Below are 19,190 nucleotides of genomic sequence, written 5' to 3' on the forward strand. Positions count from 1 at the left end.
TTATAGAATAAAGCGCTAATATCTTTCCGGTATTTTTGGTAACATTAAAAATAAAACTATAGAGCCATATATTTTTTAAAAAGATATTTTACTTACTTATTTTAAGTAATTAAAAATATTAGCAAATACATGCATTAAATTAATAATATAAATATATATAACTTACTCTAAATTTCAATTAATCTATAGGTTTATTATTTTATTTACAGCATCCAGTACATCTATTTTCAATATTGTTGGCGACATAAAATAAACCATACTTCCTAATCTTAAAAGACAGGATTTTCCGGTTAGAATTAATGATTTATAAAAATAGAAAAACATATTTATAATAAAGTAAAAAACAGCCAAAATTTTATTCAAAAGCTATATTTATCAAATAATATTCAACATCTTTTTTTATAAAAAAAGGCTTTCCTACCCTACTAAATCATAGGATAGAAAAGCCTTTAATTTTAAAAATTTTTGATTAAATAAATTTATTCTGCCGCAGGCAGGTAAATTTCACTACCCTGTTCTTTGAATTGTTCGCTCATTTCTTCCATACCTTGGGAAGCAAATTCGCGCACTTCTTTCGTTATTTTCATAGAACAGAATTTAGGGCCACACATGGAACAGAAATGGGCTGATTTAGCGCCTTCTGCTGGTAAAGTCTGGTCGTGGAAAGATTCTGCCGTATCAGGATCAAGACTTAAGTTAAATTGATCTTTCCAACGGAAATCAAAACGCGCACGGGACAACGCATTGTCGCGCAATCTTGCTGTCGGATGTCCCTTGGCTAAATCGGCCGCATGGGCTGCCAGTTTATAGGTGACAACACCGACTTTAACATCGTCACGATTAGGTAACCCCAGATGTTCTTTTGGGGTAACATAGCACAGCATGGCGGTTCCAAACCAGCCAATCATAGCCGCCCCGATCGCCGAGGTGATGTGATCATAGCCCGGTGCAATATCGGTCGTCAAAGGCCCAAGCGTATAGAAAGGCGCTTCATGACAGGCGATCAGTTCCTTATCCATATTCGGTTTGATCTTGTGCATCGGAACATGTCCTGGGCCTTCGATCATCACCTGAACATCATGCTTCCATGCAATTTCGGTCAGTTCGCCTAAGGTTTCCAGTTCAGCAAACTGGGCGCGATCATTGGCATCGGCAATAGATCCCGGACGCAGACCATCACCTAAGGAAAAAGCGATGTCATAGCGTTTCAGAATTTCGCAAATATCTTCAAAATGCGTGTAAAGGAAATTTTCCTGATGATGGGCTAAACACCATTTCGCCATGATAGAACCACCACGGCTGACGATCCCTGTAACACGACGCGCAGTTAAGGGGATATAGGCGAGACGAACACCGGCATGAATGGTGAAATAATCAACACCCTGTTCAGCCTGCTCGATCAAAGTATCGCGGAAGATTTCCCATGTCAGGTCTTCAGCAATGCCGCCTACTTTTTCTAATGCCTGATAAATCGGCACCGTTCCAATGGGAACAGGGCTGTTACGCAGAATCCATTCGCGGGTGTCATGGATATTGCGGCCCGTTGATAGATCCATAACGGTATCGGCACCCCAACGGATAGACCACACCATTTTTTCAACTTCGGCCGCAACATCAGAAGCAACAGCCGAGTTACCAATATTCGCATTAATTTTGACCAGAAAATTCCGGCCAATCACCATCGGCTCTGCTTCTGGATGATTAATGTTGGCTGCAATAACGGCACGACCGCTAGCGACTTCATCCCGAACAAATTCCGGTGTAATAAAATCAGGGATATTAGCCCCAAAGTCCTCACCATCGCGTTCCATCGCCTCTTTCATTTGGGCGCGGCCACAATTTTCGCGAATGGCGATATATTCCATTTCTGGTGTTACGATGCCTTTTTTAGCATAATGCATCTGGGTAACATTGCCACCGGCCTTAGCCTGCAAAGGCCGATGATTAACATTAGGAAACGGGGGTACCCCTCCTGAACGATCAGGGCCAAGCTGACCATTATCTTCAGGTTTAATATCGCGCCCTTGATATTCCTCGACATCACCCCGCGCTAAAATCCAATCACGCCGTATCGGTTTAAGACCTTGACGGATATCAATTTTTATATTGGGATCGGTATAAGGGCCCGAACAATCATAAACCCGAACCGGTTGCTCTTTAGCAGAAGGTTCAAGGGCAATTTCGCGCATGGCCACGCGGACACCCTTTTTACCTTCTACATAGATTTTACGGGAGCCACGGATTGGGCCAGTTGTTACGTGATTGGGAATATCATCAATATTCTGATCAGAAGTATCAGCCATTATGCATCTTTCTTAGAAGCCAGCCATCGGGCCGACAAAAAAGGCTTTCGGCCGACGGTAGAAGCAAGGTCTGATACCTTCCCTCCCTACGCCGGTTTCAGAGCCGGATCAGGTTCGACGGGTTATGGCAACTCAGCCAATTCTCAGCCCTATTATATAGAGCCCCCCGGGGATGTGCTTTATTATTAAGCGCAAAAGACAATGATAGCAAGCTAATCAACCGTAAAGAGACCGTCTAGTTTCTCTATTTCTTATGAAGGGCAAAAAAAGTTCGTAGCCACTTTTTAGGATGTATTAAAAATATCACAGTAAAGCGGGATGCGTGGCCGTCATAAAAACGACATCCCGTTGAAACCTCCATGAAAAATTACGGCTCTACTTGGAAGCGGTACTAAAATTAATGGGGGTTAAATCTGTGCATAAGTTAGCTTTTTCATGCTCTATATTGGCTCTATCAGCCCTGCTCCCTTGTATTGCTTTAGCAGAAACCCCTCTTGTCAATAATGATCCCGAAAAAACTAATATCCCTGATAAAAATACGACGGAAGCGGATAAAACATCTCAAACTGAAGATAAAACGGAGGCTAAAGATAAAGGCGAACTCGTTGTAACAGCACGCCAAACCCATTCACAGCAAAGCGTCAGCCATGTTGAAATACAACGCCTTTTACCCGGTATGAGTCCGATCAAAGCCTTGGCAATTCTTCCCGGTGTTGTGTTTAATAATGCGGATCCATGGGGAAATAATGAACAGAATTCCTCCTTATACATTCATGGTTTTAATAAAAATCAATTGGGCTATACCATGGATGGGGTGCCCTTAGGCGATCAGGATTACGGTAATTATAATGGTCTTTCGCCCCAGCGCGCGATGATCAGTGAAAACACAAGAAGTGCTTCGCTTTCATCAGGGGCTGGCGCTTTGGGGACGGCATCTACCAGTAATCTGGGCGGTACGCTCGAATTTTTAAGCAGTGATCCCCTTTCTCGGGCAGGCGGTCAGCTCAGCCAAACCTTTGGTAGCTATTCAACGTTTCGTACTTTTGCCCGTATAGATACGGGCGAGTTTGGCGAGGGGAATAAAGCCTATGTTTCATGGGCTAGACAAGATGCCCGTGCATGGGATTTCAAAGGCCAGCAAGGGGGTAATCAGGTCAATGCCAAATTCATTCACGAAGATGATAGCAATAAACTAACGCTCTATTTTGATTGGTCTCAAAAAATCGAACCCAATGAAGACGGGGTCGTAATGCCCAGTTCGATTTATGTTAGACCTTCCATGTATCCAGATTTTAATTATGCCAAAAATTATCTCTCGGCTAACGGCGCGACGCCGACAGCAGCAGGCCTTAATTACCGGAATTATTATTCGGATGCCCAAAGAGAAGATTTTCTGGGATATTTAAAATTTACGCATGATTTCAGTGATAAAATTTCGTGGGATAACCAGTTTTACTATCATCATAACTCAGGGGTGGGTGTCGTCGCAGGCCCTATTCAGGCAGCGGGCCTTCCATCCTTATTTGAAGCCTATTTTCCGGGACAGGATTTAAAATCCGTTTTTGGTAACTCTGGCTATGCCACCAGAACAACCGAATATCTTGATAATCGGGGCGGTCTAATATCGACATTACATTATAAGACAGGCAACCACTCAATCGAAGTCGGGGGATGGTATGAACGCAATAACAATACTCAAGCCCGTAATTGGTATGCGCTTGATGTTAATTCTCCTTCAACACCTTATCAACGACCAGAAGACCCGCTTATCCGCCAATATAAAAATGCTTTCTACACGAATAGTTTCGTAACCCATGTTCAAGATTCATGGAAAATAACGCCTAATTTCACCTTTCAGGCGGGCTTTAAATCAGAATTAGTCTATACAAATGGCAAATTACCGATTGCCGCTTTACCCGGTTCGCTTTCTCCCAAAAATGCCATTACCGTTCCGGGTGGTAAAATTTCAGCTGTAAAACCTTTTCTGCCGGCATTCGGCGCATTGTGGAACGTTACCCCGCATGAAGAGATTTTTGCTAATATTCAAGAAAATATGCGCAGCTTTGAAGCAGCTGGTTATGGAAATGCAACGCCTTGGGGGGTGACCAGTCAGGAAGCTTTTGAAGATTTTAAAAAGCATGGAAAACCGGAAACATCATGGACGTATGAAACGGGTATCCGCACCAAACGAAATATTCACTTTGGGCCAATGACAGGTTTTAGCGGTCAGTTGGGCTATTATCATGTGCATTTTTCAAATCGACTACTGGCCGTTTCTACAACGCAGACAAACTCTTCCATTGTTGGCAGCGCAACCATCCTGACGAATGTCGGATCGGTGACAACCGATGGCATGGATTTATCCTTCACGATGAAATTTGGCCCCCATTTCTCGCTTTATAATGCCCTTTCCTATAACCACTCGGTCTATAACGACAATTACAATAACGGTACTACCGAAGTCATGACGGCTGGGGAAAAGGTGACCGGTGTCCCTGACTGGGCAGAAAAATTCGTCGGTAGTTTTGATTGGGGCAATTTTTCAGCCCAATTTATCGGTGACGTTATCGGTAGGCGCTATGCGACTTATACCAATGATCTGTCTGTTGGCTCTTATATGCTGTTTAGCCTTAATGCAGGCTATACTTTTCATAATATCCCGCACGTCCGTGATTTACGGATACAAGGCAACATTACCAATCTGACCAATACAAAAGGTTGGTCAACGATTAATAGTAACCAAGCTTCCAGTCAGTTTACAGCCTATCCGATTGCACCTCGTATGTTCTTTCTTACCCTTCAGGCTGGTTTCTAAGGTAATTTTTTAAGGTCTTTTATAATGGTTACTTTAAACCGGCGGCGGTTGTTACAATTAACGGCAGCAAATGGCGTTCTCTTTCATACCGCGCTTTGGCCGACCTTAGCCAAAGCCGCCCCTTCTCTTGCCCTGAAACCGCTAATTTTTTCTCATCGCGGCGCTTCCGCCTTACGGCCAGAACATACGCTCGCCGCTTATGGAAAAGCAATTATAGATGGTGCCGATTATATCGAACCGGATCTTGTCCCAACGAAGGACGGGCATCTTATTGCTCGACATGAAAGTAATATTACTGACACAACAGATGTTGCCCATCATACGGAATTTTCGAGCCGCCGCCGTAAAATAGTGATGGATGGCAAAGAACAAGAAGGCTGGTTTACAACTGATTTTACCTTGGCAGAAATCAAAACCTTAAGGGCTTGTGAAAGACTGCCAACAATCAGGCCGTTGAATACGCGTTATGATGGGTGGTTTGAAATTCCTACATTAGAAGAAGTGATCGACTTTGTTGCGGCGGCATCGACCTGCAGTAATCGTCTAATCGGCCTCATACCTGAAATTAAAAATCCAACGCATTTCCGAAAATTAGGATTTTCAATAGAAGATACACTCCTAAAAATTCTGGATAGTCATCTCTACACATCTCAGGCTCCTGTAGAAATTCAGTGTTTTGAAGATACAGCGCTTCGCTATCTTAGACAGAAGATCGGTTATACCCGTCCGCACTGGAAACTTATGTTTTTGTTAGGCGGGCGTCAGACGATCCCAGCCGATATTCTGGCGGTTGGCGGAAAAACGACTTTTGGCGATTTGATGACACCGGCAGCACTAAAAGACATTCGCCAATTTGCAGAAGCGATCGGCCCTTCTAATGATGATCTCATTCCGAAAACCCAAACAGGGCAATGGGGTAATCCCAGCAGTCTGATAGAAGATGCCCATGCTACAGGGCTGTTAGTCCATAGTTACACCTGCCGCCCTGAAAACAGATTCTTACCGCTCGCATTGCGCGATCAAGCAGGAGATAATGCCCGCAATATCAAAGGCTCGATAGCCGAAATAAGGCGCTATCTGGAATTGGGATTAGACGGATTTTTTACCGATGATCCGGCAATAGGTCGATTAGCGATTGCAGAAACGTAAATATCGAAAAGCGATGTTAACCTGACATGGGAGAGACACCCAAAGTTATCATCCCATGCGTTCCTTTTGGGAGAACACGCCCCCAAATGTCAGAACAAAATTAACTTACGCCTCTATGATAAGGACTTCTCTTGTAACCTCAAGAAAACGCCTAAGCGTTGCAGTCTGATCATCCTGACGCCAAATGATGCCGGTTTCCAAAAAAGGTGCAGGCTTTTCCAAATCCAAATAATGAACATCTGTCCGTGCCATCTGGCGGAGCGATTGGGGGACAAGAGCGATACCCATTCCGGCGGCAACAAGACTAATAATAGTCTGCATTTGGATAGCCTGTTGGGCAATATGAGGGTATCCTCCCCATGAAGCGTAGTAATTCATAACCAGATCATAAAAGGCCGGTGCCAGAGGCCGTGGAAAAATAATGATAGGCGCTTCTATAATAGAAGCGGGTGATAATTTCCCTTGGACAAGGGAAAAGCGTTGGTTTCTAAACCAACTTTCTGGGACGGCGGCGATCAGAGGTTCTGATACAAGTTTGTGATAAGTAAGACCTATAGGCAGTGAGGCATTAGCGGGTGGTATAATTATCCCGACATGTCCGCGCCCATTAGCTATGGCTGTAATCTGCACATCACTTGTTGCTTCATTCAATGAAAGTTCGACTTCAGGATAAAGCGACCGATACCGTCGAACAAGAGTCGGTAAAATATTAAAGTCGGCCGTGCTAACGAAAGATAGATGAAGCTGTCCAGCCGCCCCGTCCCTCAGATGTCTGGCGATTTCCGGTAACGCCTCGATACCCTCAAGCGCCTTCTTAACGTATCGAAGCCATTGCTCTCCAAAAGGGGTTAGCGCTACGCGACGCTTGGTTCTTAGAAAAAGGGGCGCTCTAAGTTCTTGCTCCAATCTTATTATAGATTGGCTAAGGGGTGGCTGTGTTATCCTAAGGCGCTCGGCCGCTTTCCCAAAATGCAAAGTTTCAGCGACGGCAACAAAATGTTTTAGCTGTCGAATATCCATCTTTCATATTTCCAACGACTTAATTTAAAGAGAATAATATATTTCTCTTTGCTTTTCGAGTGGCCTAATAAAGGGTCATAAAAATTACATTAGGAAAAGCAGTGCCTCATTATCGCTCTCGAACAACTACGCATGGTCGCAATATGGCAGGCGCCAGAAGTCTATGGCGCGCCACAGGTGTGAAAGAGGAGGATTTTGGTAAACCGATCATTGCGGTAGCGAACAGCTTTACGCAATTTGTGCCCGGTCATGTCCATTTAAAAGACCTTGGACAGCTTGTTGCGGGTGAGATCGAAAAAGCGGGCGGGATTGCCAAAGAGTTTAATACTATCGCGGTCGATGATGGCATCGCCATGGGCCACGAAGGTATGCTTTATTCCTTGCCTTCGCGTGAATTAATTGCTGACTCGGTTGAATATATGGTCAACGCGCATTGTGCCGATGCCTTGGTCTGTATTTCCAATTGCGACAAGATTACGCCCGGTATGCTCATGGCGGCAATGCGGCTTAACATTCCGACGGTCTTTGTTTCAGGGGGACCGATGGAAGCGGGTAAGGTTGCTGTCAAAGGAGCCGAACGCGCACTGGATCTTATCGATGCGATGGTTATCGCTGCTGATGATCATTTCACGGATGAAGATGTAAAAGCCGTTGAGCAGTCTGCCTGTCCGACTTGTGGATCATGTTCAGGCATGTTTACCGCCAACTCAATGAATTGTCTGACCGAAGCACTGGGTTTGGCCTTGCCCGGTAACGGCTCTGTTCTTGCCACGCACAGTGATCGTGAACAGCTTTTTCGCAAGGCTGGCCGCATTATTGTCGATATGGCACGCCGTTATTATGAACAAGATGACGCGACAGTCTTGCCACGCTCTATCGCTACACTCGGTGCCTTTGAAAATGCCATGAGTCTCGATATTGCCATGGGTGGCTCAACGAATACCGTGCTTCATTTACTGGCTACTGCCCAAGAAGGTAACGTGCCCTTTACCATGGCCGATATTGATCGGCTGTCTCGGCGTGTTCCGTGTCTATGCAAGGTCGCCCCTGCGAAGAATGACGTTCATATGGAGGATGTGCATCGCGCAGGAGGGGTCATGGCTATTTTAGGTGAGCTTGATCGCGTTGGTCTGATCGACACAAGCCTTCCGACTATTCATGCTCCGACATTGGCCGATGCGCTCGTTGATTGGGACATAGGACGCTCAAACAGCGAAGCGGCACAAACTTTTTACCGTGCGGCCCCCGGCGGCATAGCGACTCAGACCGCTTTCAGCCAATCCGCTCGTTGGGAGGAACTGGATACCGATCGTCAGAAAGGTGTTATCCGTTCTGCTGAATATGCTTTCTCCAAAGATGGGGGACTGGCTGTGTTATTCGGGAATCTTGCCCCTGAAGGATGCATTGTGAAGACGGCGGGTGTGGATGATTCAATCCTTACCTTTCGTGGTAAGGCAAGAGTCTACGAAAGCCAAGATGCAGCCGTTGCTGGCATTCTGGGTAATCAGGTTGAACCGGGGGATGTCGTCATCGTCCGCTATGAAGGGCCAAAAGGGGGCCCGGGTATGCAGGAAATGCTTTATCCGACCAGTTATCTTAAATCAAAGGGATTAGGGAAACTCTGTGCTCTCGTGACAGATGGTCGCTTTTCTGGCGGAAGTTCCGGTTTATCGATCGGTCATGTCTCACCAGAAGCGGCCGAAGGCGGATTGATTGCACTGGTCGAAACCGGTGATCCTATCGTCATTGATATTCCTCAACGAATTATCCATCTCGACGTGGACGATGCCCTTTTAGCAGATCGACGTCTATTGATGGAAAGTAAAGGCGCACAAGCTTGGAAGCCTCAGCATCGTAAACGTCATGTTTCATCAGCACTTCGCGCCTATGCAGCGCTAACAACAAACGCCGCTCGGGGTGCTGTGCGAGATGTCAGCCAGATAGAACGGTGATGTAGGCGCTGATTATCGAAAAATAATAAAAAATAAAATAATACCTCTTATCTTATCTAATAATTTAAACAGTTTAGCGGGTTATCTCTTCTCGATATTCATCGAAAAGAAGATGCCCGCTTTTTTTTAGAATGTTTAAAGTCAAGCAGACACAGTTCATCCCCGCGTGGGCGGGGAACACTGCTAGTGATAACGCCACGACAAATTCTAGCCCGGTTCATCCCCGCGTGGGCGGGGAACACATTAGCACTCGGAATGTTCGTTTTTGAACTATCTTCTCTAGCGCCCGAAAACCTCGATCGGACAACGACGTGGGAATTTGGTTCTAACAAACGCTTGGGCGCACGTGAGGCGCTCCAGTTTACCGGACTGGGCGAAACCGTATCGTTATCCGGCACAGTTTACGCTGAAATAGCCAATGCGCTGGCATCAGAGCAGAACCAGAGGATCTCGCTCAAACAGCGCATCGATAAACTCATTCATCCACAGATATCGAAATCGGGCATCTCTGATTTTCTGACTGGACGGCAAGACCAGCCGGATCAGAGCGCAGAAATAGTTTCGATTGATACGTTGCGAGAAATGGCAGACGAAGGCCAATCTTGGCAACTGGTTGACGGCACGGGCAAAATTTACGGCGCGTATGTCATCAAATCGATTTCCGAGAAGATGAAATATCTGTGGCAGGACGGTCGACCGCGCCAGATTGATTTCGGGATCGAATTACAGCGCGTCGATGATGACAATACAACCGCAAATTCTAGCAAGATCACATACGCATGACTATTTTATCACCTGATTTCCAAGTCATTATCAATGGTACTGATGTTAGTCCTAAAATTCGGCCACGACTTATTAATCTAGATTTGCACGAATATGCAGGCGAGCAAGTCGATACACTAAATTTTGTATTGGATGATACGGATGACCGTTTAGAAATACCGAATATAGATGGACTGATCGAAATTAAAATTGGTTTCAAAGGCCAGCCGCTCGTCAATAAAGGAAAATTTGTTTTCGAGAGCGTTCACTATGTCGAACCAGTAAAACAGCTTTCGATTACAGCCCACTCCGTAGCCGTCGAAAGCGCCATCAAAAAACGGATTGACTGTGCATGGCACGGTACCACGCTCGGCGCTATTCTGAAAACAATAGCTGATCGTAATCATCTGACAGCCCGTATCGATCCGACGCTGTCCGCCTTGGCCAGTGGATCAGTGCATCAACAAAATGAGAGCGATCTGGCTCTGGTTCAGCGTCTGGCGCGCGAGCGAGATGCTACAGGCACGATCAAAAACAATCATCTCATATTTATTCCAAAGGGAACGAATGAGACGGCGACAGGGCAGAAATTGCCAATCTTAAAAATTCAGAAAAGCGCTATCACAAATTATAGTTACGATGTCACGCATGTCGATGCCAGAGCCATCGAAGCGAAATGGCACTCCAAGAAAAACGCGATACCATATCGTAAAATTCGGCGAAGGAACCGCCACTAAGCGGCTATCACATTGCTATTATAGCGCAGAATCTGCCATGCAGGCAGCACGGGCAGAATATAATCATCGGATGCGCGGAGACCAAAAATTACAGATCTATGTTGCAACAGGACTACCATCATTGTCTGTCTGCCAGCCGGTAAAAAACCAAGGGTTTAAATCAATCATAGATCAGCAAAATTGGCAGATTACCGATGTAACGCACACTCTAAATAATAGTGGTTTGATTACGAATTTTAATCTGGAGATTAATCCGTAATAACAGCCTCACCGGAGAAGGGCACACCACAAAAGCTTTTCATTCCAGAGCTGATCCGACAGTTCTTATAGCGCCCTTGATCTTGAATAACAGCCTCACCGGAGAAGGGCACACCACAAAAGCTTTTCATTCCAGAGCTGATCCGACAGTTCTTATAGCGCCCTTGATCTTGAATAACAGCCTCACCGGAGAAGGGCGCACCACAAAAGCTTTTCATACCGGAACTAATCCGACAACTCTGATAATTACCGGCAATAGCTGCCGTACTGGCAAAAGCTAGTACGGCAGTGAATAAACAGTAAATTTTCATGCTTTCATCTTTTTATATTTTTATAAAATAATAAAATTATATTTATATAATTTTATATATAGCTACATAGCAGCTATTTCGTGACCTTGATGAGGCACAAATTTTTTTACTTTTTTGCTCTTAATCAAGTCTTTCGTAATTTCTTGTGCCTCTTTAAGATCAGTCAGATGCTGTATATTGAGCAATGTTTCTACACTAATTTCGAATACAGCAGAAATGGCGGCTGCCATCCGTTCTGATAAGCGGCTGTTGCCGTTTAGCATATTTGACAAAGCAGGCCTTCCCACACCCAAAATCTGGGCAGCCTCTGTTACCGATAGGTTATTACGCTCTAATATATTGCGCCTTATAAAACCGCCGACAGGTTGAGGATGTGGCAAAGTGTAAGCCATTAATGAATCCTTTCTTTTCTAAAATACTAATGATAATTTTCGTAATTGAGATCGTATATTTCTCCTCCTTTTAAGGAAAATGTCAGTCGCCATCGTCCCTGTGTTGTTAACGCCCATTGTCCTTCACGTTTACCCTGCAGTTTATGAGGTCGGACTTCCCATCCACAAGATGCGCAGTCTTTTTCCCAATCATCTTCGGAAGAAGATTGGATTAAGGTAAGCAGGTCGAGCAATCTTTGTCGTTCTGGTTGATTCGAGGGTAATTTGCTCAAATCCCCAGTTTTAAAATAATCTTTTAAGCCTTTGTGTTTAATTGTCTCTATTTTCACATCATCATTACCTTTCCCCTTTCTATCTAAGAAGGTTTGTCAAAATTAATTGGCATAATTGTATCCTGTATCGATACAAGATACAATATTTTTAATGAAATATTTTAGTTTTTGTCAAAGCTAATAAAAGACAGCCCAACTTTTAGATTGGGTTATGTTTTATAAATTTATTAAAATATAAAAATATATTTTTATACTAAAGGGGGCATTATGCTTATTAGAAAAATAAAAATCGAAAATAGTCTCGAGGTAGGAAACATTGATCTTGATTTCTGTGATGAAAACAAAAATCCATATAGAACCATCATAATCGCTGGTGGGAATGGTACAGGTAAAACTTCTGTTTTAAAAAGTATTTTTCAGACGATAAGTGGAGATAGTAAAGATAATATTTCTGGAAAAATTACTCTAGAAATAGAGTTTGAAGAAGCAGATAGGCCATTTTTTGAAAAATTGCAAAATCATATGTTAGAATATGATTCTAAATTGAAAAATTTAGATTTTGACATCTTAGATGTAAAAAGAAAATATTATATAAAAAATAATCCTTTTTTGTTTACTCTTAAGTATGAAGATAAAGTATATAAAATACTTAGGGGTAATCATTATCTCAATAATAGCTATCAAGAATTGATTAAATGTTTTTATTCTAAGGCTTTAGTAAATTTTGAAAAATATATTTCATCTCATGCCACAGGAAGTGCTATAGATAATGCAAAAGTCGAAAGCAAACGGACTGACCTAAGTCTATCTCAAGATATTATTCAGCTTTTTACTGATATCCGTACAGCTGATAATGAAGACTTAGCTAAATATCATGATAGTCATCCTAATGAAATTATACCTGAAGAAATAGGAAATAAAAGGATGCAGCCTTTCTTAGAGGCTATTCAATATATGTTTCCTAATAAAAAATTTAAAGAAATAAAACAAAATGATGGATTTATAATATAGTTTGAAGAATTTGGACGTAAAAGTACAATAAATGATCTCAGTTCTGGTGAAAAACAAATCATATTTAGAGGCGGATTTTTTCTAAAAAATCTCTCTATTATAGAAGGGGGAATAGTCCTTATAGATGAACCTGAATTGAGTTTGCATCCAGAGTGGCAAAGCCGCATTGTTGGCTTTTATCACCATCTTTTTTCTTCTCTTGAAGCTTGCCCTCAAATCATAATCGTAACACACTCGCCTTTTGTAATTCATGGGGCATTAGGCGCTAAAACGATAGTTCTGCAGAAAAATCAAGAAAATGGTCAGGTTGCCCCAATGACTGAACCTACTTATCCAACGATTGATGGTGATGCGGCCCTCTTTGCCTTTAATATTGATGATTTTTTAGCACGTCATAATGAGAAACCAATGGTGCTTCTCGTTGAAGGGCAGACTGATAAAGTTATTTTAACTGAAGCTTGGAGCAAACTCAGACCTAATTCTCCTATGAATTTTGAAATTCGAAATGCTTTAGGAATGAAAAGTATTGCGTCTACTCTTAATGACGCAAGCATACTTTTTTCTATCGGTGATAAAAAAATAGTTGGTCTTTTTGATTTTGATGATGCCTTTAATCAATGGAACAGGGTCTTTGGAAAACAGCCACCATCTGGCGAGGTGTGTTCTGGTTTAATGAAAAAGCATGAATCCAGCAGTCTCTATGCGATGCTTCTTCCAGTCCCAGAGTTTCGTAATGATTTTGCCTCTTTTGAACTCGCTGGGGAATCTCTTCTATGTATAGAATTTTTATTTCCACATGATTTGATGAAAGATATTATTCAAGAAACACCGCTACCGTGTGGTCAATCAAAAATGACAATAAAAAAGGGTAAAGAATCTTCTTTTGCTGAAAAAGTGAAGACTTTTCCTAAAGAGGCTTTCTCTGCTTTTGAGCCGCTTTTCGAAAACCTAGAAAGGATTTTAAAAAATGAATTATAATATTTTCTTATAAAATAGGCTAATGAAACAGCTAAAAGTAAACATTTATTTGTATATAATAACCAAGCCAGCCCCATTTCTGGGGCTGGCTTTATCTTATTAAATTATAATTTTATTAAAAAATAAAAATATTAAAATATATTTTTATAAATAACCTTCGATTTCGGTCTGTATTTTGAGTAATTGAGCGATCCCGCATAGCTTTGCTATTTCAAATTCAAGCTCACCAATATTCATATTTAAATTTCTTGTTTCGAGTATAAATTTTCGGATTTCTATGTGTTAGTCTGATTTAAATGAGATTAGTAAGGGTTTTTTGTTCCAAGCTGTCCAGTATAAGGATTGACGTTACCCCGAGTACTCCAGTTATCCATTTTTGTACTGTTCGGATTTGTTGCATGATATCCATTCACGTGTGTTCCATTCTGACGGTAGTAATCGTGAGTATAATGCTCTCTAGGGGCAGAGTATGAACTCGTAGATGATCTGGTCGAATTATAACTATGATATCCACTATAACCTCTAGCATTAACAATGCTGATAGGCATAAATGCGAAGGCAAATATAACTAGAGCGCTTAAGGTTCATCCCCGCGTGGGCGGGGAACACAATGATCCTGAAGGCACGCCAGATTGGTGCAACGGTTCATCCCCGCGTGGGCGGGGAACACTGTACGCGGGCAAAGCATGAAGCAATCTCCTACGGTTCATCCCCGCGTGGGCGGGGAACACGAAAAACGTTAATCAGTATGTGTTAATTGCGTCGGTTCATCCCCGCGTGGGCGGGGAACACAAGGTACGGGAAAGTCTCATGTTATCGCGGCGCGGTTCATCCCCGCGTGGGCGGGGAACACTGCGACACGGACAACGATAACTGGCGTTGAGACGGTTCATCCCCGCGTGGGCGGGGAACACGCTGAAAAATAATCGTAAATATGTCGTTTTTTCGGTTCATCCCCGCGTGGGCGGGGAACACGGACAGGCAACGGAACCGCATCCGACAGCCTGCGGTTCATCCCCGCGTGGGCGGGGAACACGTAGCAAGCACTGGAATTGGATTATACAAAACCGGTTCATCCCCGCGTGGGCGGGGAACACTCTCACTGACTGGCCACCCTTGCCAGTAGAGACGGTTCATCCCCGCGTGGGCGGGGAACACACGTGCGAATACCGGAACTAGAGTTTTAGGATCGGTTCATCCCCGCGTGGGCGGGGAACACATCAATGAGATGGTTGGAAGAACTATCATCGACGGTTCATCCCCGCGTGGGCGGGGAACACTCATCCTTGTAAGTGCTTGATATTCAAATAGATTCACGATGTCAAAAAATCTACCAACTTTTTATAGGATATTTAGAGCCAAAAAACTATTCCGAAAATGGCATCTCGGTCTCTTTTTCAAGGGGTTTGAAGCGCACTAAAGTGAGGCCATCAAAATCTATAGCTTCTCGTCGATTAACGCCGATCGCTTCAAAAGCAAAACCTGAATCGGTGGGCGCTTTCCATGCCATTACGGCATTACCTTCTTCAATCATTTCTGTTGTTTCAGACCATATTCGTTCACGTATGCGACGGTTATACGCTCCGACATATACCCCAGCCCTAATTTCCGATAGCCAGAGGGCTAATCGCCCTCGCAAACGGGGCGGTGCATTTTCAGTTACGATGACCATCATCACCAGATGCCTTTTCACGCGGAATTGCTGGATCAATCGCTTCGGGTGCATCTTCCGTTTCGTCTGGCGGTTTCAATCCCCCTGCGAGCAGAATTTTTTCAATGTCGGGAATGACTTTTTCAAGGATTCCCTGTTTCCGAAACATATCCCGACAGGCTATTCTGACTTGCCTTTCTGGTGCCAAAGCGGGCGCTAGACCTTTGGCTATTTTAGCGGCTGTTGAAAAAGCGGCTGGCACAACAGTTTCAAATTTATAGAGATCGGCAATATCATAAACGAAGCTTTGCGGCTTGCCCCGATGCAGAAAGCCGATAGCGGGGGCATAGCCCGCTGCCAAAATAGCTGCCTCACAAAGACCATAAAGACAAGCCGTGGCCGAAGACAGGCAACGGTTTGGAATATCTGCTTTATCCCAGTCTTTCTGATCATAGCGACGCGCTTGCCACGATACGCCATATTTTTGGGCTAGGTGCTTATAAATTTCACGCACCCTTACCCCTTCCATACCCCGTAATTGATCGACACTTCGGCGAGCAGGCGGATCATCATCAAAGCGCCAGCGATACATTTCTCGCACGATATTAAGACGCGCTGTTTCATCCAGAGCATTACGCGCTTGAAAAAGCAATTTATCGGCGCGTGCGCCACCCGGTTGTCCCGATGCGTATAATCTGACACCGGCTTCCCCAACCCAGACTAAAAGACATCCGACCTTGGCGCAAAGAGCGACCGCAGCATGAGAAATCCTTGTCCCTGGCTGGAGCATTAAACAGGCCAGTCCACCGACTGGAATTTGAACCCGCACACCGGCCTGATCAACCAGAACAATGGCATTGTCGATAACATCCAACTGACCATATTCGAGAAAAATAATAGCCGAGCGTTCTTTGAGCGGAATCGGTTTTAGAGGAATAAAAGTCATGATTTAATCACTCAAAGGACGAAGTAACAGCAATCCCAATCCAAAAGCTTTGCCGCGCCCGATGCCTGTAAGTAATGTCTGCTGCAAAGATTCGGGATGTGTGACCTTTAAAACACCTTCAATATCGACAAAAGAAAAGGTCGCTTTGCTTTTAAAAGCCATGTTGCTTTCGCCTTTTTGGGGTCTTCTAGGGATTTGATGCCGACCATAATTCATAAGCCCACAACGATCCCGTTCAATTTCTGCCCCTCGAGACACAAGACGAGAAGCCAGCCACTCCAAAACGACATCTTCTTTTTCTTGGGAAGTCAGAGAATATCCTTGCTGTTTTTCTGCATGAATAAGCACATCGGTCGGCTTACTACGGGCCTGATACGGCTGAGAAAGCGCAATCGTCGGATTGACTCGAAGAGAAAATCCATAGCGTTTCTGGGCGACAAGATGAGGCGTATAGTCTTTGCTTTCCAAAGACCAGATTTCCGCCTTGTCTTTGGGAAAACGAGACGAGACTATAAGAAAGCGATCCTCATCAAAAGCCCGATAGATAAAATCGCGTTTTGCGGTCGGGTCATCGTCAAAAAGCGACCAGATAAGCTGATGACCGGCATCGGCATATTGAAGCTCTTTTTCAGAAGTATTCGGATCTATCCCCGACGAGAGTTTTAATAATCTTTCCGAGATATTCAGCCTTGCCGAAATATCTTTCGAACGCAATTCTGCCAGAGAAAAATAGCTCATTGCAGCCCCTCGATTCCGATAACAGAAGACATGGCAAAATTCTGGGGCTCTTCCCATGGTAACTGCCCTTCGGGACGATCTGAAAATTGCCAAAGAGCCCTATTGCGTAAAGCATCCCGCCTGACGCGTATCAGGGAAGTTTGTTTCTCTTCCTCTGCTAATCCCGCACCGGTTTCAAACCAAATTGGCTCCTGTTTGCGTTCACATTCATAACGGTCTCGCTTTTTTTTCAAGGGACAGTCATCGTTATAAAAATGAAATGCCTTGCGTAGGCCGGACGCTGTCATGATTTTTGGATAGGGTGGCGCAGATAAAGGACAGGATTTACGTCCTAAATACAGAACAAAATTGGGATATTTCAGGAATTTTCCTAAAAGAGACAAATCCACAAGCTTTTCAGACTTTGCCCATAAGGCGACTGTAAACGCAACATCGGTTTGATAAAAACGTTCAGAGATGACCGTATTGAGCTTATCTTTTGTATTCAAATCGCCCCTACGTGTAGAAATATCCTGACCCGCTTTTTGTCTTTTTTTCCGATCTGCCTCCGATGGAATTTGAGCCGTGTGGAAATCACGCAACTTTTGCGGCGCGACATCCCTATGCACCGCAAAACCTAAATTTTCATCCAAGGCAAGAAGTTTAGGATCTTGGCGACCAAGGCCTTTAGCTGCCGCGACAAGGCCCAATATCGCCGATTTCGAAGGCACATCCCAAAGGCTGCGCCTTTCTCCCACTGCAATTTCGCCAAACGCTGCCATGGGGCCTTTTAGACGAAAGAGTAGAAATTCACGGTCAGACATCGGTTAAATCCGGTCAATAATATTTTGAGCTTGTTCTACCAAGGCAGCGAAAGGAAGGCTTTCACTATTGCCTACATTCATTTCAACACTTTCAATCCTTTCATCATAGGCTTGGGTATAGTTTTCCTGAAGCTTTTTCAGACGTTTGATAGATGCTACCATATAATCATCATCGTCATTATCTAATCGGCCAACCGGACACTGGAAAGCTTGCGCCAATGAGCGCGGCGCTTCGGTGCCAATCTCTTCCAGAATAAAATGAGCGCGGCTATGGCTGGCATAGCTATTTTGTTTGCCTCTGGGGCTAACCTTCGCTGCGGCTTCAATCAGTGCTTTTAAGGTTGATTTTGCGAGCGCTTTATCGCCATCAAGGTTATTCAAAAGTAAATCTGCATTAACACATATATATAAGTAGAATGTACCTGCGCCATATTGCTGGACACCCAGAAAACCCGCCCCATTAACAGCAAGATCATCTTCGTTTTTCAGATCATCAACGGCTGTGTAAAAGTCATCCTCTACCGCGATGCGGTGTGTAGTGAAGGCATGGGCGACCTGCACTGCGGCTTCAACATCATAACCGGGATTATCCGCTAACATCCGGCCAAACATGGCAATATCAGCCGCGCGAGGCTTATGTTTCAGGATAGTTAAGCCTTTTAAATCTGGCTTTTCTACAGCCGATAACTTTTCAACCAATTCATCAAGTAAGGCTAACTCGTCAGGCCCCAAATGTACTAACTGTTCTGTTTTAGATTTGTCTTCTTTTTTAGGTTTTCCTAACTTGGCGGCGGTAATAACAGATTCAGCACGTTCTTGTGCTTCCGCTTCATCAAGACCGGCGGCTTTTAAACCATCTACCAAGGACTTCATAAAAACGATCGAACGCTTACCCAAAGCTTGCGGTAAATTATCTGCAAAAATATCAGATTCACGAAAAGCGCGCTTTAAGCTTTGCGATGAAATACGAAGACGTTCTGCGCCCCCATATTTTAAAGTTTTTGGCCGCCCCGTATCATCACGGTTTAGATTGGAGGCCGGATAACTATTTAAAATATGAAGTTGAATAAAATGTGCCATTTTTTCTTTATC

Annotated in this window: 17 protein-coding genes, 1 pseudogene, 1 CRISPR repeat array and 1 riboswitch; of the genes and pseudogenes, 8 read left to right on the forward strand and 10 right to left on the reverse strand. The window is 43.9% G+C overall.

Annotated elements, in window-relative coordinates:
- Positions 1-479 precede the first annotated feature (479 nt).
- Positions 480-2,303, reverse strand: coding sequence for a phosphomethylpyrimidine synthase ThiC (thiC, locus tag ZYMOP_RS05125; protein WP_013934290.1), 1,824 nt, complete (start codon positions 2,301-2,303; stop codon positions 480-482).
- Positions 2,304-2,369: 66 nt separating this feature from the next.
- A riboswitch (TPP riboswitch) is annotated at positions 2,370-2,482 on the reverse strand.
- A 221-nt stretch (positions 2,483-2,703) separates the two neighbouring features.
- On the opposite strand from thiC, the gene ZYMOP_RS05130 reads away from it, so the two are divergent.
- Together ZYMOP_RS05130 and ZYMOP_RS05135 are read left to right on the forward strand one after the other, a co-directional pair.
- Positions 2,704-5,118 carry a TonB-dependent receptor gene (locus tag ZYMOP_RS05130; protein WP_013934291.1) on the forward strand — a complete coding sequence of 805 codons (2,415 nt, stop codon included), beginning with the start codon at positions 2,704-2,706 and terminating at the stop codon, positions 5,116-5,118.
- A gap of 24 nt (positions 5,119-5,142) precedes the next feature.
- Entirely contained in the window at positions 5,143-6,267 is a 1,125-nt protein-coding gene (locus tag ZYMOP_RS05135) for a glycerophosphodiester phosphodiesterase family protein (protein ID WP_013934292.1), read from the forward strand.
- Positions 6,268-6,372: 105 nt separating this feature from the next.
- On the opposite strand, the gene ZYMOP_RS05140 is transcribed toward ZYMOP_RS05135, so the two are convergent.
- Positions 6,373-7,287, reverse strand: coding sequence for a LysR family transcriptional regulator (locus tag ZYMOP_RS05140; RefSeq protein ID WP_013934293.1), 915 nt, complete (start codon positions 7,285-7,287; stop codon positions 6,373-6,375).
- Between the two features lie 101 nt (positions 7,288-7,388).
- Between ZYMOP_RS05140 and ilvD the strand changes: the two genes are divergently transcribed.
- The 4 genes from ilvD to ZYMOP_RS09510 all read left to right on the forward strand — a co-directional run bounded on the left by ilvD (position 7,389) and on the right by ZYMOP_RS09510 (position 10,997).
- Entirely contained in the window at positions 7,389-9,239 is a 1,851-nt protein-coding gene (gene ilvD / locus ZYMOP_RS05145) for a dihydroxy-acid dehydratase (RefSeq protein ID WP_013934294.1), read from the forward strand.
- 255 nt (positions 9,240-9,494) lie between these two features.
- Positions 9,495-10,022, forward strand: a complete 528-nt coding sequence (locus tag ZYMOP_RS09215; protein ID WP_158498498.1) for a phage tail protein — start codon at positions 9,495-9,497, stop codon at positions 10,020-10,022.
- On the forward strand, positions 10,019-10,738 hold the full coding sequence (locus ZYMOP_RS05160; RefSeq protein ID WP_041581724.1) for a contractile injection system protein, VgrG/Pvc8 family: 720 nt from the start codon (positions 10,019-10,021) through the stop codon (positions 10,736-10,738). The genes ZYMOP_RS09215 and ZYMOP_RS05160 overlap by 4 nt, the downstream gene beginning before the upstream one ends.
- A gap of 37 nt (positions 10,739-10,775) precedes the next feature.
- Positions 10,776-10,997, forward strand: a complete 222-nt coding sequence (locus ZYMOP_RS09510) for a hypothetical protein (RefSeq protein WP_041581725.1) — start codon at positions 10,776-10,778, stop codon at positions 10,995-10,997.
- Here ZYMOP_RS09510 and ZYMOP_RS05170 read toward each other — a convergent pair.
- The 3 genes from ZYMOP_RS05170 to ZYMOP_RS05180 form a co-directional block, all read right to left on the reverse strand.
- Positions 10,987-11,307: a hypothetical protein gene (locus ZYMOP_RS05170; RefSeq protein WP_013934296.1), complete on the reverse strand. Its 321-nt coding sequence runs from the start codon at positions 11,305-11,307 to the stop codon at positions 10,987-10,989. The genes ZYMOP_RS09510 and ZYMOP_RS05170 overlap by 11 nt on opposite strands.
- A 62-nt stretch (positions 11,308-11,369) precedes the next feature.
- Positions 11,370-11,699, reverse strand: a complete 330-nt coding sequence (locus ZYMOP_RS05175) for a HigA family addiction module antitoxin (protein ID WP_013934297.1) — start codon at positions 11,697-11,699, stop codon at positions 11,370-11,372.
- Positions 11,700-11,725: 26 nt separating this feature from the next.
- Positions 11,726-12,028 carry a type II toxin-antitoxin system RelE/ParE family toxin gene (locus tag ZYMOP_RS05180; RefSeq protein WP_013934298.1) on the reverse strand — a complete coding sequence of 101 codons (303 nt, stop codon included), beginning with the start codon at positions 12,026-12,028 and terminating at the stop codon, positions 11,726-11,728.
- Positions 12,029-12,238: 210 nt separating this feature from the next.
- On the opposite strand from ZYMOP_RS05180, the gene ZYMOP_RS05185 reads away from it, so the two are divergent.
- A complete protein-coding gene (locus ZYMOP_RS05185) occupies positions 12,239-12,982 on the forward strand; it encodes a hypothetical protein (protein WP_041581727.1) in 744 nt (247 codons plus the stop codon).
- An 18-nt stretch (positions 12,983-13,000) separates the two neighbouring features.
- Positions 13,001-13,960 (forward strand): annotated as a pseudogene (locus ZYMOP_RS05190) (ATP-dependent nuclease); the annotation flags it as partial.
- A 580-nt stretch (positions 13,961-14,540) separates the two neighbouring features.
- A CRISPR array of direct repeats spans positions 14,541-15,240; the repeat unit is 29 nt; unit sequence CGGTTCATCCCCGCGTGGGCGGGGAACAC.
- 86 nt (positions 15,241-15,326) lie between these two features.
- On the opposite strand, the gene cas2e reads toward ZYMOP_RS05190, so the two are convergent.
- From cas2e to cas7e, 5 genes are read right to left on the reverse strand one after another with little or no spacing between them, the layout of a single operon-like run.
- Entirely contained in the window at positions 15,327-15,635 is a 309-nt protein-coding gene (gene cas2e / locus ZYMOP_RS05195) for a type I-E CRISPR-associated endoribonuclease Cas2e (protein WP_013934300.1), read from the reverse strand.
- Positions 15,616-16,557, reverse strand: a complete 942-nt coding sequence (gene cas1e / locus ZYMOP_RS09410) for a type I-E CRISPR-associated endonuclease Cas1e (RefSeq protein ID WP_013934301.1) — start codon at positions 16,555-16,557, stop codon at positions 15,616-15,618. Before cas1e ends, cas2e begins: the two co-directional genes overlap by 20 nt.
- Before the next feature lie 3 nt (positions 16,558-16,560).
- A complete protein-coding gene (cas6e, locus tag ZYMOP_RS09415) occupies positions 16,561-17,295 on the reverse strand; it encodes a type I-E CRISPR-associated protein Cas6/Cse3/CasE (protein WP_013934302.1) in 735 nt (244 codons plus the stop codon).
- Positions 17,292-18,098 carry a type I-E CRISPR-associated protein Cas5/CasD gene (gene cas5e / locus ZYMOP_RS05210; RefSeq protein WP_013934303.1) on the reverse strand — a complete coding sequence of 269 codons (807 nt, stop codon included), beginning with the start codon at positions 18,096-18,098 and terminating at the stop codon, positions 17,292-17,294. Before cas5e ends, cas6e begins: the two co-directional genes overlap by 4 nt.
- A gap of 3 nt (positions 18,099-18,101) precedes the next feature.
- Positions 18,102-19,178 carry a type I-E CRISPR-associated protein Cas7/Cse4/CasC gene (gene cas7e / locus ZYMOP_RS05215; protein ID WP_013934304.1) on the reverse strand — a complete coding sequence of 359 codons (1,077 nt, stop codon included), beginning with the start codon at positions 19,176-19,178 and terminating at the stop codon, positions 18,102-18,104.
- Positions 19,179-19,190 lie beyond the last annotated feature (12 nt).

It is taken from the genome of Zymomonas mobilis subsp. pomaceae ATCC 29192, from assembly GCF_000218875.1.
In the GTDB taxonomy this organism is placed as follows: domain Bacteria; phylum Pseudomonadota; class Alphaproteobacteria; order Sphingomonadales; family Sphingomonadaceae; genus Zymomonas; species Zymomonas pomaceae.

What these genes read in the sequence shown, in the direction of transcription:
- thiC (WP_013934290.1), bottom strand. Translation starts at nt 2,303, where the DNA reads ATGGCTGATACTTCTGATCAGAATATTGATGATATTCCCAATCACGTA.
- ZYMOP_RS05130 (WP_013934291.1), top strand. Translation starts at nt 2,704, where the DNA reads ATGGGGGTTAAATCTGTGCATAAGTTAGCTTTTTCATGCTCTATATTG.
- ZYMOP_RS05135 (WP_013934292.1), top strand. Translation starts at nt 5,143, where the DNA reads ATGGTTACTTTAAACCGGCGGCGGTTGTTACAATTAACGGCAGCAAAT.
- ZYMOP_RS05140 (WP_013934293.1), bottom strand. Translation starts at nt 7,287, where the DNA reads ATGGATATTCGACAGCTAAAACATTTTGTTGCCGTCGCTGAAACTTTG.
- ZYMOP_RS09215 (WP_158498498.1), top strand. Translation starts at nt 9,495, where the DNA reads ATGTTCGTTTTTGAACTATCTTCTCTAGCGCCCGAAAACCTCGATCGG.
- ZYMOP_RS05160 (WP_041581724.1), top strand. Translation starts at nt 10,019, where the DNA reads ATGACTATTTTATCACCTGATTTCCAAGTCATTATCAATGGTACTGAT.
- ZYMOP_RS09510 (WP_041581725.1), top strand. Translation starts at nt 10,776, where the DNA reads ATGCAGGCAGCACGGGCAGAATATAATCATCGGATGCGCGGAGACCAA.
- ZYMOP_RS05170 (WP_013934296.1), bottom strand. Translation starts at nt 11,307, where the DNA reads ATGAAAATTTACTGTTTATTCACTGCCGTACTAGCTTTTGCCAGTACG.
- ZYMOP_RS05175 (WP_013934297.1), bottom strand. Translation starts at nt 11,699, where the DNA reads ATGGCTTACACTTTGCCACATCCTCAACCTGTCGGCGGTTTTATAAGG.
- ZYMOP_RS05185 (WP_041581727.1), top strand. Translation starts at nt 12,239, where the DNA reads ATGCTTATTAGAAAAATAAAAATCGAAAATAGTCTCGAGGTAGGAAAC.
- cas2e (WP_013934300.1), bottom strand. Translation starts at nt 15,635, where the DNA reads ATGATGGTCATCGTAACTGAAAATGCACCGCCCCGTTTGCGAGGGCGA.
- cas1e (WP_013934301.1), bottom strand. Translation starts at nt 16,557, where the DNA reads ATGACTTTTATTCCTCTAAAACCGATTCCGCTCAAAGAACGCTCGGCT.
- cas6e (WP_013934302.1), bottom strand. Translation starts at nt 17,295, where the DNA reads ATGAGCTATTTTTCTCTGGCAGAATTGCGTTCGAAAGATATTTCGGCA.
- cas5e (WP_013934303.1), bottom strand. Translation starts at nt 18,098, where the DNA reads ATGTCTGACCGTGAATTTCTACTCTTTCGTCTAAAAGGCCCCATGGCA.
- cas7e (WP_013934304.1), bottom strand. Translation starts at nt 19,178, where the DNA reads ATGGCACATTTTATTCAACTTCATATTTTAAATAGTTATCCGGCCTCC.